15 protein-coding genes and 1 pseudogene are annotated in these 14433 nt (G+C 67.5%); 9 read left to right on the top strand and 7 right to left on the bottom strand.

Going from position 1 to position 14433, the window contains the following annotated elements; genetic code table 11:
- Nucleotides 1-28: 28 nt before the first annotated feature.
- Both A5771_RS08450 and A5771_RS08445 read right to left on the bottom strand, forming a co-directional pair.
- Nucleotides 29-811, bottom strand: coding sequence for a crotonase/enoyl-CoA hydratase family protein (locus tag A5771_RS08450; RefSeq protein WP_064854749.1), 783 nt, complete (start codon nucleotides 809-811; stop codon nucleotides 29-31).
- A 14-nt stretch (nucleotides 812-825) separates the two neighbouring features.
- The gene (locus tag A5771_RS08445; protein ID WP_064854748.1) at nucleotides 826-1608 is read right to left on the bottom strand and encodes an SDR family oxidoreductase; all 783 of its coding nucleotides are present in this window, start codon (nucleotides 1606-1608) and stop codon (nucleotides 826-828) included.
- A 68-nt stretch (nucleotides 1609-1676) separates the two neighbouring features.
- Here A5771_RS08445 and A5771_RS24295 point away from each other — a divergent pair.
- Both A5771_RS24295 and A5771_RS08440 read left to right on the top strand, forming a co-directional pair.
- Nucleotides 1677-1829 (top strand): annotated as a pseudogene (locus tag A5771_RS24295) (TetR/AcrR family transcriptional regulator); the annotation flags it as partial.
- Between the two features lie 18 nt (nucleotides 1830-1847).
- On the top strand, nucleotides 1848-2297 hold the full coding sequence (locus tag A5771_RS08440; RefSeq protein ID WP_234783002.1) for a TetR family transcriptional regulator C-terminal domain-containing protein: 450 nt from the start codon (nucleotides 1848-1850) through the stop codon (nucleotides 2295-2297).
- Here A5771_RS08440 and A5771_RS08435 read toward each other — a convergent pair.
- Complete coding sequence (locus A5771_RS08435) at nucleotides 2279-3850, bottom strand: serine/threonine-protein kinase (RefSeq protein WP_064854746.1); 1572 nt, start codon at nucleotides 3848-3850, stop codon at nucleotides 2279-2281. The genes A5771_RS08440 and A5771_RS08435 overlap by 19 nt on opposite strands.
- A 237-nt stretch (nucleotides 3851-4087) precedes the next feature.
- Between A5771_RS08435 and A5771_RS08430 the strand changes: the two genes are divergently transcribed.
- Nucleotides 4088-4756, top strand: coding sequence for a peptidoglycan recognition protein family protein (locus tag A5771_RS08430; RefSeq protein WP_428844395.1), 669 nt, complete (start codon nucleotides 4088-4090; stop codon nucleotides 4754-4756).
- A 95-nt stretch (nucleotides 4757-4851) separates the two neighbouring features.
- Here A5771_RS08430 and A5771_RS08425 read toward each other — a convergent pair whose 3' ends face one another.
- The 3 genes from A5771_RS08425 to hisN all read right to left on the bottom strand — a co-directional run bounded on the left by A5771_RS08425 (nucleotide 4852) and on the right by hisN (nucleotide 8419).
- Nucleotides 4852-6060 carry an acyl-CoA dehydrogenase family protein gene (locus A5771_RS08425; RefSeq protein ID WP_019738684.1) on the bottom strand — a complete coding sequence of 403 codons (1209 nt, stop codon included), beginning with the start codon at nucleotides 6058-6060 and terminating at the stop codon, nucleotides 4852-4854.
- Between the two features lie 45 nt (nucleotides 6061-6105).
- Complete coding sequence (locus tag A5771_RS08420; RefSeq protein ID WP_064854745.1) at nucleotides 6106-7497, bottom strand: acyl-CoA dehydrogenase family protein; 1392 nt, start codon at nucleotides 7495-7497, stop codon at nucleotides 6106-6108.
- Nucleotides 7498-7606: 109 nt separating this feature from the next.
- Nucleotides 7607-8419, bottom strand: a complete 813-nt coding sequence (gene hisN, locus A5771_RS08415; RefSeq protein ID WP_064854744.1) for a histidinol-phosphatase — start codon at nucleotides 8417-8419, stop codon at nucleotides 7607-7609.
- 23 nt (nucleotides 8420-8442) lie between these two features.
- Here hisN and A5771_RS08410 point away from each other — a divergent pair, with 23 nt between their 5' ends.
- On the top strand, nucleotides 8443-8757 hold the full coding sequence (locus tag A5771_RS08410) for a hypothetical protein (protein ID WP_064854743.1): 315 nt from the start codon (nucleotides 8443-8445) through the stop codon (nucleotides 8755-8757).
- A 6-nt stretch (nucleotides 8758-8763) separates the two neighbouring features.
- On the opposite strand, the gene A5771_RS08405 is transcribed toward A5771_RS08410, so the two are convergent.
- Entirely contained in the window at nucleotides 8764-10140 is a 1377-nt protein-coding gene (locus A5771_RS08405) for an FAD-dependent oxidoreductase (RefSeq protein ID WP_064854742.1), read from the bottom strand.
- A 96-nt stretch (nucleotides 10141-10236) separates the two neighbouring features.
- On the opposite strand from A5771_RS08405, the gene prfB reads away from it, so the two are divergent.
- Genes prfB through ftsX form a run of 5 tightly spaced genes read left to right on the top strand, consistent with a single transcriptional unit; the run spans nucleotide 10237 to nucleotide 14433 of the window.
- Entirely contained in the window at nucleotides 10237-11343 is a 1107-nt protein-coding gene (gene prfB, locus A5771_RS08400) for a peptide chain release factor 2 (RefSeq protein WP_064854741.1), read from the top strand.
- A gap of 4 nt (nucleotides 11344-11347) precedes the next feature.
- The gene (locus A5771_RS08395; protein WP_064854740.1) at nucleotides 11348-12250 is read left to right on the top strand and encodes a mechanosensitive ion channel family protein; all 903 of its coding nucleotides are present in this window, start codon (nucleotides 11348-11350) and stop codon (nucleotides 12248-12250) included.
- Nucleotides 12250-12798 (top strand): hypothetical protein, encoded by a 549-nt coding sequence (locus tag A5771_RS08390; protein ID WP_064854739.1) that lies wholly within the window; start codon nucleotides 12250-12252, stop codon nucleotides 12796-12798. The genes A5771_RS08395 and A5771_RS08390 overlap by 1 nt, the downstream gene beginning before the upstream one ends.
- A 50-nt stretch (nucleotides 12799-12848) precedes the next feature.
- On the top strand, nucleotides 12849-13538 hold the full coding sequence (ftsE, locus tag A5771_RS08385; protein WP_064854738.1) for a cell division ATP-binding protein FtsE: 690 nt from the start codon (nucleotides 12849-12851) through the stop codon (nucleotides 13536-13538).
- Between the two features lies 1 nt (nucleotide 13539).
- On the top strand, nucleotides 13540-14433 hold the full coding sequence (ftsX, locus tag A5771_RS08380) for a permease-like cell division protein FtsX (protein ID WP_064854737.1): 894 nt from the start codon (nucleotides 13540-13542) through the stop codon (nucleotides 14431-14433).

Here is a 14433-nt window from a genome sequence, read left to right as displayed (position 1 = left end):
GGCGGCGCGGAGAAAGCGCTCTCGGGACTCAGCGGCCGACGAACTCCGCGGTGCTGCGGGACAGAAACGCCTGCACCCCGATGGCGGCGTCCTCGCTGGCAAACAGCTTCTGGACTCCCGGCACCAAGTCGGCCTCGGCCGCGGCGTCGCCGTCGCGCACCGCCTGGCGGGCGCTGCGCAGGGTGGCTTGCACGCCCAGCGGCGCCTGTCGGGCGATGGTCTGGGCGATCTCGATGGCCCGGGTCACCTGCTCGCCGTCGGGTACCACCTCCTGGACGATTCCGATGCGATGGGCTTCGCGGGCGTCGAAGGTGTCGGCAGTCAGGATCCACCGCATGGCGTTGCCCCATCCGGCTGCTCGCGGGAATCGGATGGTGGCCCCGCCGAACGGGTATATGCCGCGGGCGATTTCCAGTTGCGCGAAGGTGGCCGACTCGGCCGCGATGGCGATGTCGCCGGCGAGCATGAGCTCGATGCCGAGCGTGAGCACCTTGCCGTGCACGGCGGTGACGAGCGGCTTGGACAGCTGCCGGCCGTCGACCTGCCAGGGATTGATGCCACCGTCGGGAACGTAGGAGACGTTGTTGGCGATGTCGCCGGCCACATTGGCCAGGTCCAGGCCGGCCGTGAACATCGGTCCCTCGCCGTAGAGCACGGCGGCCCGCAGGCTGTCATCGGCGTCGAATTCCCCGTAGGCGGCGGATAGTTCGCGCAGCATGACGGCGTCGAACGCGTTGCGCTTCTCGGGTCGGTCCAGGCCGATGATGAACACGTGGCCGTCGCGGCGGATTGTCAACGTCTCATAACTCACGACAATGCCCTCCTTTAGAGCCGGATGCCGGCGGTGGTGCTCAATCCGCCGTCGAGCGGGATGACCGCTCCGGTCATGAAATTGGTGGCCGGTGCGGCCAGATACACCGCGGCGGCGGCGATGTCCTCGGTGCGGCCGATGCGTTTGACCGGGCTGGCGGCCTCGAGTTGTTCGCCGACGGCGTCGAGGGTCGCTGCCATCATCTTCGACGGGAACGGGCCGGGAGCGATCGCGTTGACCAGGATGCTCGGTGCCAGCTCCGCCGCCAGGTGCCGAGTCAGCTGGTGGATCGCCGCCTTGGATGCCGAATAGGAGAAGTTGGGCACCCGGGGCACCGCCAGGCCGTCGATCGAGCCGATGTTGATCACCCGGGCGGGGTCATCGGGCACCGAGGCGGCCTCCAGCATCGGACGGGCCAGCTGGGTCAGCACGAACGGCGCCTTGACGTTGAGGGTCAGTACCTTGTCGAAGGCGGCCGGCGGGAAGTCGTCGAAGGCCGCGCCCCAAGTCGCTCCGGCATTATTGACCAGGATGTGCAGCTGGTCTTCGCGTGCCGCGATGGCATCGATCAAGTTGCGGCACTGGTCTTCCCGGCTGGCATCGGCGGGGATCGCGTGCACCTCACCGAACCGCGAGAGATCCTGCTCGGCTTGTCGGCAGGCCTCGGGTTTGCGCGACGAGATATAGACCCGCACGCCGGCGCGGAGGTAACCCTCGGCGATCATGTAGCCGATTCCGCTGGTGCCGCCGGTGACTAGGGCCGTCTTGCCGGCCACGGAAAACAGTTCTGGGAACACGCGTCCTCCTGCTCGGTATCGGCTAGACTAAATGGTCTAGACCAGAGCGTCAAGAGTAGAGGGAAGCGATGGTAGCCGCGGCGAATGCTCTGCCCCACAAAGAGCGACTGCTCCGCCAGGGGATGAGGTCGTTTTATGCGACCGGGTTTCACGGCACGACTGTCGACGCCATCTTGGCGGCGTCCGGGGTGCCCAAGGGCTCCTTCTACCATCACTTCGGGTCTAAGGATGCGTTCGGCATGGCCGTGCTGGACCGTTATATGCAACTCCAGTTGGACGCACTGGCCAAGTGGGCCGAAGACGAAACCCTCAGCACCACCGATAAACTCACCGGTTACTTCGCTGAACTCACCGCCCGGTTTGTCCGGTCCGGCTTCCAGCGGGCCTGTCTGGCCGGCAAGTTCTCCACCGAACTGGCGGCAGACTCCGCACCGTTTCGCGATCGCCTCACCGTCGCACTGTCCGGCTGGCACAGCGCGCTGAGCGAGCTGATGCAGGCCGGCCAGATGCGGGGCGACGTGCGCGATGACCGCTCCGCCGAGGAGCTTTCGCACGCCGTGCTGGCACTCATCCAGGGCGCGTTCGTCATCGCGCTGTCCGCGCGCGACACCCGGACGCTCGACGCCGTCAATGCCAGCTTCGGGCCGTTGATTCAGCCGCCGGTGAGCGATCAACAGGGGATGACGTAGCCGGGGTCGGTGGTTGCGTCCAGCCACTTGCCATAAGCGTTCCCGCCCGCAGTGCGCACGGCGCTGCACACCTGCATCTGAGTTGTGCCGGCCGGGGTGAACGCCGCGTAGATGGGGTTACCGGCGTCGGTGGCTTGCCGCAGCGATGGGCAACTTGTGTCCGTACGCAGGTAGAACGCCCCCGGGTGCGCGTCGAGGAGGCGTTGCACCCCGGCCGCATATAACCCCGGGGTGGTGACCGACCCGAAGATCACAACTCCCTGGCCGTTGCAGCTTGGGAAGCTGATCGGCGTCCCCAAGCCCAGGTCACCTGGACGAGCGCCCGCCTTGGTCGCGTTAGGAGGTGATGTGGTGACCACCGGCGGCGCCGCCTGCCGGGTAACCGTTATCGGGGGCGGCGCAGGCCGGGTGACAGTGACCGGCGGTGCGGCGGAGCGGGTGACGGTCGCGACCGGCTCTTGGTAGGTGACCGCTGTTGATGGTGCGGTCGGCAGCGCTTCGGTGTCTGGAGTGGAATTCGGCTGTGCCAGCCGGGCACCGACGAAGGCGACCATGCCGACCGCTGCCAGTGCGGCGATGCTCCCGCCGATCAGCGCCGTCTTGCGGGGGATGGCCAGGGAATCGGCCGGCGCCTCAGCCGCCTGCGCAACAGTAGGCTGCGCCGCGAACTCGTTGCCCGCGGCGGCTCGGGTCTCATCGCTCGCGCCAGCGCCGCCTGCCGCGTACTGCGTCAGCATCGCGGCGAATTCGCGGCAACTGCCGAACCGTTCGGAGGGTTCTTTGGCCATCGCCCTGGCAAGCACGCCATCCATCGGCGCAAGGCCGACGCGCAAATTTCCCGCCCTCGGCGGTGGCGCTGACAGATGGGCGGCAAGCACCGGGGCCGGATTGACGTCGGCAAACGGCGGCCTACCAGTCAGGAGATGGAAAGCGGTGCAGGCCAAGGCGTACTGGTCGGCGCGGCCGTCAAGGGGACGCCCCATGAGTTGTTCGGGCGCGGCGTAGTCGATGGTTCCGATGGTGACGTTGGTGGGGGTCAATCCGCTGACTTCGCGGGTATCGCGGGCGATCCCGAAGTCGGCCAAGACGATACGTCGGTCGGCAGGGCCCGGCTCGGCGATGAGGATGTTCGCGGGCTTGACGTCTCGGTGCAGCAGCTTCTGCCGGTGGGCATAATCGAGCGCCTCAGCGATCGCGGTGACGATCTTGAGCGCATCGTCGACCGGCATTCCGTAGCGGTGGTGGTCCCGCACTAGGCGCGCGGCATCGGTGCCGGCCACATAGTCCATGGTGATCCACAACTGGTTGTTGTACTCACCGCGGTCGTGGATTTCCACGATGTGGGGATGCCACAGCGAAGCGGCAAGGTCGGCCTCGCGAGCGAACCGTTGCCGATATGCCGGATCGGCACTGACGTCGGCGGGCAACACCTTCAGTGCTTCCTGGCGTGGCAGCCGAGGGTGTTGCACGAGGTAGACCTCGCCCATTCCGCCGGTACCGAGTGGCCGCAGGATGGAGTATCCGGCGAACACTTCACCATTGGTCAGTGGCATGGGAGGAATGGTAGCGGGACCGTCGGACATGGAACCGGGAGTATGGACCCCAGCCGACTTTCCTGGGGAGTTCGCCGGATATCGTCCGAATGCGTCCGTATCGTGGCGAGCATGGACGCAAGCCGGCGACGGTTGCTGCAGCTGTGCGGCGGGTTGGGACTGGCTGTTGGGGTGGGCGCATGCTCGCACCGGACGAAGGAGCGGTCTGGCAGCGAGTCCGAAACCGCCTTGAGCTCAATGCCGTTGACCGGCCCCGACCTTCCCTCCGAGACGGCGCCACCTAGCCCGAACCCGCCCGTCGCCGAGCCGATGTCGCCCTCGGGTGTGCTGCTGTGCCGCGACGCCTGGGGTGCACGCCCGGCGCTGCCCGGCGGGCGGCCGCTCCGGATCACCCGGATGACGATCCACCATTCCGGTGTGGTGTTCAGTGACAATCGCACCATCGCCGAGCGGCTGCGCCAGCATCAGCGATACCACCAGGACGAGCATGGCTGGATCGACATCGCCTACCACGTAGGAATCGACCGCGGCGGCAACGTTTTCGCGCTGCGTGACACCGGTCTGATCGGCGACACCGCAACGGATTACGATCCGACCGGACACTTCCTCGTACTGTGCGAAGGCGACTTCGACCAGCAAGATGTCCCGGAGGCTCAACTTGAAAGTGCCGCACTGGTGTTGGCGTGGGCGGCGCAAACCTTCCAAATCAGCACCGATACCTTGGCCAGTCATCGGGAGGTGGCGCCAGCCACGACCTGCCCGGGCGCGAACCTGCAAGTCCATATCGCCTCCGGTGAACTCAGGCGTCGGGTAGACGATCTCGCCAGCCGGGGCCCGGTTGGGTTGGCGTTGAAATGCCGCCACGAAGCGGCCGCGACCATGGCCGCCATCGCGGCTGGTAGGTGAGAAGGAGTTGGTCAGCCGATGCCGCGAGCAGACACGTAAGCCCCCAATTCCGCCTGGAATTGGGGGCTTAGGTGTCTGCTCGGCGCAGGGAGGCGCTACTTGAGCTCGGCCGAACTCAAGCCCAGCAGCCGGCGGGCCACCACCAGCTGTTGAATCTGCTGGGTGCCTTCGAAGATGTCGAGGATCTTCGAGTCGCGGCCCCACTTCTCCAATAGCGTCTGCTCGGAGTAGCCGGTGGTGCCGGCCAGCTCAACGGTCTTGAGCGTGACGTCGGTGGCCATCCGGCCGGCCTTGGCCTTGCCCATCGAGGCCTCTTTGGAGTTGGGGATGTTGTTGTCGGCCTGCCACGCCGAGCGCAGCGTCAGCAGGTAGGCCGACTCCCAGTCGGCCTCCATCCGCAAAAATTCTGCGGCCGGGGCGCTTTGGGCGTGGGCCGGCTTGTCGTAGGAGATCTCCACGCCGGCGTCGGTGAGGATCTTGCGCAGCTCTTCCAGGGCCGCCCGCGCCACCCCGATCGCCATCGCCGCGACGATCGGCCGGGTGTTGTCGAAGGTCTCCATGACCCCGGAGAAGCTTTTCTCGGTGTTGATCTCCGGGCTGCCCAGCAGGTTGTCCTTGGGGATGCGGGCGTTGTCGAACCGGATCACCGCGGTGTCGGAGGCCTTGATGCCCAGCTTGTGCTCGAGGCGTTCGACGATGACGCCGGGGTGCTCGCGCGGCACGATGAACGACTTGATCGCCGCCCGACCCAGCGACTTGTCCAGCGTCGCCCACACCACGATGTGGGTGCAGCGTGATCCGGCGGTGACGAAGATCTTCTCGCCGTTGATCACGTACTCGTCGCCGTCCAGGGTGGCCGTGGTGGTCACCGCGGCCGAGTCGGAACCGAAGCTCGGCTCGGTGATCGCCATCGCCGCCCACACCTTGCCGAGCCGCTCGAGCTGCTCGTCGGTGGCCACGCCGGAGATTGCCGCGTTGCCCAGCCCCTGGTAGGGCACCGATAGCATCAAAGCGACGTCGCCCCAGCTCATTTCGAGAACCTGCAGCAGCGCGGCCATGTTGGCGCCGTTGCGGTTGCCCTCTTTGCCCTCGGTTTCTCGGAACGCCTCGGCCCCGGCCAACGCATTCCCGCCGGCCTTCGACACCCCCTCGAACAGGGTCTCGAGCGTGTCGAGTTCGACCGGATAAGCGTGCTCGCGCTGGTCGTACTTGCGCGAGATCGGGCGCAGCATCTCGGCGGCGCCGGCGTGCGTCATCTCGACGACATGTTGCAGCTTCTTGGGGAGTTCCAGATTGATTGCCATGTCAGGTCTTTCAGGTCGGTATCGGAAAGAAAGGTTGAATGACCGCTAGATCACTACGATGCCCTCGGCGACGCCGATGGCCCGCAGGTCGCGGTACCAGCGCTCGACCGGGTGCTCCTTGACGTAGCCGTGGCCGCCGAGCAGCTGCACGCCGTCCAAGCCGATCTGCATGCCCTTGTCGGTGGCGATCCGCTTGGCCAGCGCGGCCTCTCGGATGAACGGCAGGCCCTGCTCGGCACGCGCCGCCCCGCGCCAGGCCATCAGCCGCAGGCCGTCGAGCTCGATGGCGATGTTGGCGCACATGAACGCCACCGACTGCCGGTGGGCGATCGGCTCGCCGAAGGCGTGGCGCTCCTTGATGTAGGGCATCACGTAGTCGAGCACCGCGTGGCTGGTACCGACCGCCAGCCCGGCCCAGCCCAGGCGCGACAGCGCGATCGCCTCGGAATAGTCGGAATCGGCCGCAGCGTCCTCGCCGAGGCGGGCGGTCAGCGGCACCGACACCTTGTTCAGCTCGATCTGGCCCAGCGCCGCGGCGCGGATACCCATGCTCGGGTCGGCCTTGACCGTCAGGCCCTGGGCTGAGGACTCCACGATGAACAGCGCCGGCTTGCCGTTGAGTTGCGCGGCCACGATGAACAGCTCGGCGTTCGCCGCCGCCGGCACCAGGGACTTGACGCCGTCCAGCCGGTAGCCGCTGGGGGTGCGCACCGCGGTGGTCTTCAGGTTGGTGGGGTCGAACAGCGGCTGCGGCTCGGTGATGGCCACGCACGCCTGGGGGACGTTCTCACCGGCGAACTCCGGCAGGTAGGTGGCCTGCTGGTCGGCGCTGCCCCAGTGGGTCAGCGCGGCGGCCACCCCGCCCGGCGCCAGGATCGGCAGGGCCAGGCCCATATCGCCGTAGGCCAGTGCCTCGGCGACCAGGACGTTGGTGATCGCGGAGCGGTGCGCGGCGATCCCGTCGAAGTCCTCGGGGATGTTGATCGCGGTGATGCCCAGCTCGGCGGCCTTGGCGATCAATTCGTGCGGGTGGTCGGCGGCCTCGTCGGCGCCGGGGGCGGCCGGGCGCAGGATCTCGGCGGCGAACTCCTCGACCGTCTCGACGATCATCTGCTGCTCGTCGTCGGGGGTCAGGTCGAAGTAGTCCTTGCCGCTCGCCTTGAGCCGGGTGGGGGCCTTGCCCAGAGTCTGGACGCGCTTGAACTCGCGGCCGGCCGCCCCGGCCACCGAGAAGACGGTCTTCACGCCGTAATTGAGCGTGCGGTTGAGCGGGTTGCGCAGATTGTGCCGGTCCAGGAACTCCCGGCTGACCAGGGGAGTGACGAGTGCCAGTGCGGTGGCGATCGGGGTGCGCTTGGGCTTCTCCAGCCCGATGGCACTCGATCGGGTCGACCGCTTGTCCTTGGAGCCGGGGGCGACGGATGCCGTGTCAGTCATGTCAGAGCCTCACTGAAAAGGAAGTATCGGTGAGACCACCTTACTCCGAAGTAAGATGACTCGACAGTAAGGTGTGACGAAGTCGTCAGCGGCGCCCGCCGCGGCGCCCCTAGCCTGCGGTCAGGCGACCCAAGACCGGCTGGTGCAGCAGGGCGTTGGCGGCCACTGCGCTGCCGCCGTGCGGCCCGGCGTTGCCGTCCAGATCGGTGAACGTTCCGCCCGCCTCGCGCACCAGCACGTCGAGGGGGGCCAGGTCCCAGACCGACACCGCCGGTTCGACGACGACGTCGACCGCGCCCTCGGCCAGCAGGCAGTACGCCCAGAAGTCGCCGTAGGCACGCACCCGCCACACCGCCTCGGTCAGGTCGAGGAATTGCTCGCGCAGGCCGCGCAGCGCCCACGTCGTCAGGCCGGCGAACGACAGGCTGGCCGAGTCCAGGTCGCCCACCGCGGACACCGACAGTCGTCGCGGCGGCCCGTCGCCGAAAGCGCTGAACGCGCCCTGGCCATCCGCGGCCCACCACCGCCTGCCCAATGCGGGGGCACTGATGACCCCGACGCGGGGCACCCCGTCGATCAGCAACGCGATCAGGGTGGCCCAAACCGGGACGCCGCGGACGAAGTTCTTGGTGCCGTCAATCGGATCGATGATCCACTGGCGGCCGCTGAAAGACGCTGTGCCGCCGAACTCCTCACCGAGGATCTCATCGGCGGCCCGCTCGGCCGCGAGCACCTCGCGCAGTGCGGTCTCGACCGCCTGGTCGGCGTCGGTGACCGGGGTGAGGTCCGGCTTGGTGTCCACCCGCAGGTCGAGTGCACCGAATCGGGCCAAGGTGATCGCGTCCGCCCGGTCGGCCAGCGTCAGCGCCAGGGTCAGGTCTTGGTGGAGATCGGAGTCGGGATTGTTGTTGCTCTGCGCCATGGCTGCAGTCCTACCATGGCCTGATGTGGGAGATGTGGGCGCTGTTGTTGCTGCTGGCGATTCTGGCGCTGTTCGTGGCGCCCCGGTTCTTCCGGCCGGGACCGGGCGGCAAAGCGCAGGAGGGCACCCTGCTGGTCACCGGCGTCAGCCCCCGCCCCGACGCCGAAGGGGCGCAGTACGTCACGATCACCGGCGTCATCAAGGGGCCCACGGTCGATGAGCATGAGGTCTACCAACGGCTCGCGGTCGACGTGGCCAACTGGCCGAGCATCGGTGACCTGCTGCCGGTGGTGTATTCGCCCCGCAACCCCGACAACTGGAATCTGACCGGGCAGTGACCGGGCTCAGCCGCGCCCGACCCGCAGCATCTCGGCGACAGTGACCAGCTTGACGCGGGGCCGGCCATGCGGCTCCCCGGTGGACCGCTCGTGGGCGTCGATCAGCTGCCAGCGCTCACTTGTCACCAGCTCGGGCTGGCGGGACATCAGCCACTTGAGCAGCTGCACGTCATGATCGACGTCGACATCGGGCAGCTCGGCTGCTGCTGCCCGGGCGGCCAGGTCGGCGGCGAGCCTGTCGACGGTGGCCTGCGAGTCGCTCTTGTTGGAACCGATCACCCCAGAGGGCCCGCGCTTGATCCACCCGACCACGTACTGATTGCGGGTGCCTTCGATACGGCCGTCGGTGTGCGGAATGGTGCAGGTGCGCTCATCGAACGGCAGACCCGGCGTCGGCACCCCGCGGTAGCCGACCGCGCGCACCACCAGATCGACCGGCAGCACCTCGCGCTCCCCGGTGTCGCGGGCGCTGACCCTGCCGTCTTCGTCGGTGACCAGCTCATTGCGGCCCAGCACGATCTCCTGGACCCGGCCCTCGCCGCGGATCTCGATCGGGGAGGTGCGGAACCGGAACACGATCCGGCGGTTGCCCGCATGCTGTTCGCGGCCGACGTAACCGCTGAGCACCTTGAAGTTCGCCTTGGCGTGTTTGCCGGCGGCTTCGACGTCGGCCTCGGTGATTCCGGCCAACTCCTCGGGCGTGATCACCACGTCGACGCCCTCGAGGCTCTTCATCTCACCCAGTTCCCGTAGTTCGGGGCTGGTGAAGGTGGCCTGCAGAAGCCCGCGCCGGCCGATGATCACCACCTCTTCGATACCGCGCGGGTCGAGCAGTTCCAGCGCGTGGTCGGCGATGTCGGTGCTGCGCAGTTCTTCGGGGTCGCTGACCAGGATTCGGGCCACGTCCAGGGCCACGTTGCCGTTGCCGATCACCACCGCGCGCTTACCGGTCAGGTCCAGGGTCATGTCGGTGTAGTGCGGGTGGCAGTTGTACCAGCCGACGAAGTCGACGGCCGCGACGCTGCCGGGCAGGTTTTCGCCCGGGATGCCCAGGTGCCGGTCGGACTGGGCGCCCACGGCGTAGATCACCGCGTCATAGCGTTCAGCCAGTTCCGCGGGCTGGACGTGTTCGCCGACGGCGATGTTGCCGAAGAACCGGAAGCGGGGATCGGCGGCGGTCTTCTCGAACTGTGCGCTGATCGACTTGATCTTGGGGTGATCGGGTGCCACGCCGGAGCGCACCAGACCCCACGGCGTGGGCAGCATCTCCAGCATGTCGACGCGCACGTCGACCTCGTCGCCCGCGGCCAGCTTGAGCAGCGAAGCCGCGGCAAAATACCCGGACGGACCGGAGCCGACGATCGCGACATGGTAGGGCCGCATCCTCGAACCTTCTTTCCTGTGGGGAAGTCGTGCCTGCACCGGCTATCCCCGATGCTAGAGGTCGACCCACGACGGCCGCCGGTAACCTCGGTAAACGTGGAACCCGACCGCCAGCCCGACATCGCCGCCCTCGACACCACCTTGACCACGGTGGAGCGGGTGCTAGACGTCGACGGCCTGCGCAGCCGCATCGACAAGCTCGAGCACGAGGCGTCCGACCCGAACCTGTGGGACGACCAAGCCCGCGCCCAGCGGGTGACCAGCGAGCTGTCGCACGCCCAGGCCGAGTTGCGCCGGGTGGAGGACCTGCGCCAGCGCGTCGACGACCTGCCGGTGCTCTACGAGCTGGCGGCCGAGGAGGGTGGGGCCGAGGAGGTCGCCGAGGCCGACGCCGAACTGGCCAAGCTGCGCGAGGACATCGACGCCATGGAGGTCCGCACGCTGCTGTCCGGCGAGTACGACGAGCGTGAGGCGCTGGTCACCATCCGCTCCGGAGCGGGCGGCGTGGACGCCGCCGACTGGGCCGAGATGCTGATGCGGATGTACATCCGCTGGGCCGAAAAGCACAAGTACGGCGTCGAGGTGTTCGACACCTCCTACGCCGAAGAGGCCGGTATCAAGAGCGCGACGTTCGCGGTGCACGCCCCGTTCGCCTACGGCACGCTGTCGGTGGAGCAGGGCACTCACCGGCTGGTGCGGATCAGCCCGTTCGACAACCAGAGCCGCCGGCAGACGTCGTTCGCCGAGGTCGAGGTGCTGCCGGTGGTGGAGACCACCGACCACATCGACATTCCCGAGGGCGACGTCCGCGTCGACGTCTACCGCTCCAGCGGGCCCGGCGGGCAGTCGGTGAACACCACCGACTCGGCGGTGCGCCTCACCCACGTGCCGACCGGGATCGTCGTGACCTGCCAGAACGAGAAGTCCCAGTTGCAGAACAAGGTGTCGGCGATGCGGGTGCTGCAGGCGAAATTGTTGGAGCGCAAGCGTTCTGAGGAGCGCGCCGAACTCGACGCGCTCAAGGGTGACGGCGGCAGTTCGTGGGGCAACCAGATGCGCTCCTATGTGCTGCACCCGTATCAAATGGTCAAGGACCTGCGCACCGAATATGAGGTCGGCAACCCGGCGGCGGTGCTCGACGGTGACATCGACGGCTTTCTCGAAGCCGGAATCCGTTGGCGCAACCGGCCGGCGGAGGACTGACCTGATGGTATTGGCGTTCTCGCCGGGCCAGCGCTGGCACAACGTGTGGAGCGGTGAGATCGGTCAGTGGGTCATTACCAAGGGATTGCGGATCGTCCTGCTGGTGATCGGGGCGGTGCTGGCGGCGCGGTTCATCACCTGGTCGGCGCGCCGGGTCACCCGCCGGCTGGAACTGGGCTTTGAGGCCAGCGACGCACTGGTGCGTTCGGAGGTCTCCAAACACCGCCAGGCCGTCGCCTCGGTGATCTCCTGGGTCACGGTGGCGATGCTCGGTGTGGTGGTGGCCGTGCAGATCACCGGCATCCTCGACATCCCGGTCGGGTCGCTGGTGGGACCGGCCGCGGTGATCGGCGGGGCGATCGGCTTCGGTGCCCAGAAGCTGGTGCAAGACCTGCTCAGCGGCTTCTTCATCATCACCGAAAAGCAGTACGGCTTCGGCGATCTGGTGCAGCTGAGCATGATCGGTGCGCCGGAGGAGGCGCTGGGAACGGTCGAAGACGTGACGCTACGGGTCACCAAACTGCGCAACGCCGACGGTGAGGTGTATACCGTCCCGAACGGCAACATCGTCCGATCGCTGAACCTGTCCAAGGACTGGGCGCGTGCGGTCGTCGACATCCCGGTGCCCACCAATGCCGACCTGAACCGGGTCAACGAGGTGCTGCACCAGGTGTGCGAGAACGCGATGGAGGCCGACGCCCCGCTGCGCGAACTGCTGCTGGACGAGCCGTCGATCATGGGGGTCGAGAGCATCGAATTGGGTGTGGTCAATCTGCGGATGGTGGCTCGTACCCTGCCCGGCAAACAGTTCGAGGTGGGACGCCGGCTGCGGATCCAGGTGGTGCGTGCGCTGGCGTCGGCCGGGGTGGTCACCGCCGGTGACGTGGAGCAGGTGGAGGCGCCGTGATGAACAAACGGGACAAGCCGGCGGCTGCCCGGTCGGGGGGCGCCGGGCCGCGCTGGCCGACGCATCTGTTCAACGGCCGGGTCCGCACCTCCACGGTGCTGTTGGTCATCGCGTTCATCGCGCTGTGGTGGGTGTACGCGACCTACCGGGTGGAGCCGACACCGCCGGCCGCGCCGCAGGTGGTGCCGCCCGGCTACGTCCCCGACCCGGCCTACACCTGGGTGCCGCGGACCAGGGTGCAGCAACCGCCGGAGACCTCCACCGAGACACCCACCCCGACGCCGACCACGACCGAGCCGACCGAGCCGCCGGCCCCGTCGCCGGTGCCCGGGTTCCCATTCTGCCCACCGTTCTGCCCGCCGCCGATGCCGCCCGAGCTGGCTCCCGGGGTCGCGCCCGAACCGTCGCACCCCCCGGCGGTTCCCGGCGCTCCGCAGCTTCCCGCCCCGCCCGCTCCGCAGCTTCCCGGCCAGCCCGCCCCGCTGCTTCCCGGCCAGCCCGCCCCGGCAGGACCGGCGCCGACGACTGCGCATCCCGCAGCACCCTAGACGTGGCCTGACCGGCGGCGGCATGTCGCACGGCTAAACTGCGTGCCGTGATGATCACGCTCGACCATGTCACCAAGCAGTACAAATCGTCGGCCCGTCCGGCACTGGACGACATCAACGTCAAGATCGACAAGGGCGAGTTCGTGTTCCTGATCGGGCCGTCCGGTTCGGGCAAGTCGACGTTCATGCGCCTGCTGCTGGCCGAAGAGATCCCGACCAGGGGCGATATCCAGGTGTCGAAGTTTCACGTCAACAAGCTGCCCGGCCGCCACGTCCCGAGCCTGCGCCAGGTGCTCGGATGCGTGTTCCAGGATTTCCGGCTGCTGCAGCAGAAGACGGTGTTCGAAAACGTCGCGTTCGCCCTGGAGGTCATCGGCAAGAAGCCGGAGATGATCAACCGGGTGGTCCCCGAGGTGCTGGAGATGGTCGGGTTGTCCGGCAAGGCCAACCGACTGCCCGGCGAGTTGTCCGGCGGTGAGCAGCAGCGGGTGGCGATCGCGCGGGCCTTCGTCAACCGGCCGCTGGTGCTGCTGGCCGACGAGCCGACCGGCAACCTCGACCCGGACACCAGCGCGGACATCATGGATCTGTTGGAGCGGATCAACCGCACCGGAACCACCGTGCTGATGGCGACCCACGACCACCACATCGTCGACTCGATGCGCCAACGGGTCGTCGAGCTGTCGCTGGGACGGCTGGTGCGCGACGAACAGCGCGGTGTCTACGGGATGGACCGCTGACATGCGCTTCGGATTCCTCTTCAATGAAGTCCTGACCGGGCTGCGCCGCAACGTCACCATGACGGTGGCGATGATCCTGACCACGGCGATCTCGATCGGTCTGTTCGGTGGTGGTCTGCTGGTGGTGCGCCTTGCCGACCAGTCCCGGGACATCTACCTCGACCGGGTCGAATCGCAGGTGTTCTTGAACCCCGACGTCGCGGCCGAGGACCCGAACTGTGAAGCGCAGGCGTGCAAGGCGCTGCGCGAGCGCATCGAGGCCCGCGATGACGTGAAGTCGTTGCGCTATCTCAACTCCGACGACGCCTACGCCGACGCGATCCGCAAGTTCCCGGAGTTCAAGGACGTGGCGAGCAAGGACTCCTTCCCAGCGTCATTCATCGTCAAGCTGGAAAACCCCGAGCAGAGTACCGATTTCGACGCCGCGATGGCCGACCAGCCCGGTGTGCTCAGCGTGCTCAACCAGAAGAAGCTGATCGATCGGCTGTTCGCAGTGCTCGACGGGCTGAGCAGCGCCGCCTTCGCCGTCGCCCTGGTGCAGGCGATCGGGGCGGTGTTGTTGATCGCCAACATGGTTCAGGTCGCCGCCTACACCCGCCGCACCGAGGTGTCGATCATGCGGCTGGTGGGGGCCAGTCGCTGGTACACGCAGTTGCCGTTCCTGGTGGAGGCGGTGCTGGCTGCGACCGTCGGTGTCATCATCGCGATCATCGGTTTGATCGTGGTGCGGGCACTGTTCCTCGACAATGCGCTCAGCCAGTTCTATCAAGCACATCTGATCGCGCGTATCGACTATGCCGACATCCTCTACATCTCACCGATCCTGCTGTTACTGGGCGCAGCGATGGCCGCGGCGACGTCGTATGTGACGCTTCGCCTGTACGTCCGGCGGTAG

The sequence above is a fragment of the Mycolicibacter sinensis genome, from assembly GCF_001667375.1.
Classification (GTDB): Bacteria; Actinomycetota; Actinomycetes; order Mycobacteriales; family Mycobacteriaceae; genus Mycobacterium; species Mycobacterium sinense_A.
Note: the sequence above shows the minus strand (reverse complement) of the source record. Positions and strands in the feature narration are given on the sequence as shown.

What these genes read in the sequence shown, in the direction of transcription:
- A5771_RS08440 (WP_234783002.1), top strand. Translation starts at nt 1,848, where the DNA reads ATGGCCGTGCTGGACCGTTATATGCAACTCCAGTTGGACGCACTGGCC.
- A5771_RS08435 (WP_064854746.1), bottom strand. Translation starts at nt 3,850, where the DNA reads ATGCCACTGACCAATGGTGAAGTGTTCGCCGGATACTCCATCCTGCGG.
- A5771_RS08430 (WP_428844395.1), top strand. Translation starts at nt 4,088, where the DNA reads ATGCCGTTGACCGGCCCCGACCTTCCCTCCGAGACGGCGCCACCTAGC.
- A5771_RS08425 (WP_019738684.1), bottom strand. Translation starts at nt 6,060, where the DNA reads ATGGCAATCAATCTGGAACTCCCCAAGAAGCTGCAACATGTCGTCGAG.
- A5771_RS08420 (WP_064854745.1), bottom strand. Translation starts at nt 7,497, where the DNA reads ATGACTGACACGGCATCCGTCGCCCCCGGCTCCAAGGACAAGCGGTCG.
- hisN (WP_064854744.1), bottom strand. Translation starts at nt 8,419, where the DNA reads ATGGCGCAGAGCAACAACAATCCCGACTCCGATCTCCACCAAGACCTG.
- A5771_RS08410 (WP_064854743.1), top strand. Translation starts at nt 8,443, where the DNA reads ATGTGGGAGATGTGGGCGCTGTTGTTGCTGCTGGCGATTCTGGCGCTG.
- A5771_RS08405 (WP_064854742.1), bottom strand. Translation starts at nt 10,140, where the DNA reads ATGCGGCCCTACCATGTCGCGATCGTCGGCTCCGGTCCGTCCGGGTAT.
- A5771_RS08395 (WP_064854740.1), top strand. Translation starts at nt 11,348, where the DNA reads ATGGTATTGGCGTTCTCGCCGGGCCAGCGCTGGCACAACGTGTGGAGC.
- A5771_RS08390 (WP_064854739.1), top strand. Translation starts at nt 12,250, where the DNA reads ATGAACAAACGGGACAAGCCGGCGGCTGCCCGGTCGGGGGGCGCCGGG.
- ftsE (WP_064854738.1), top strand. Translation starts at nt 12,849, where the DNA reads ATGATCACGCTCGACCATGTCACCAAGCAGTACAAATCGTCGGCCCGT.
- ftsX (WP_064854737.1), top strand. Translation starts at nt 13,540, where the DNA reads ATGCGCTTCGGATTCCTCTTCAATGAAGTCCTGACCGGGCTGCGCCGC.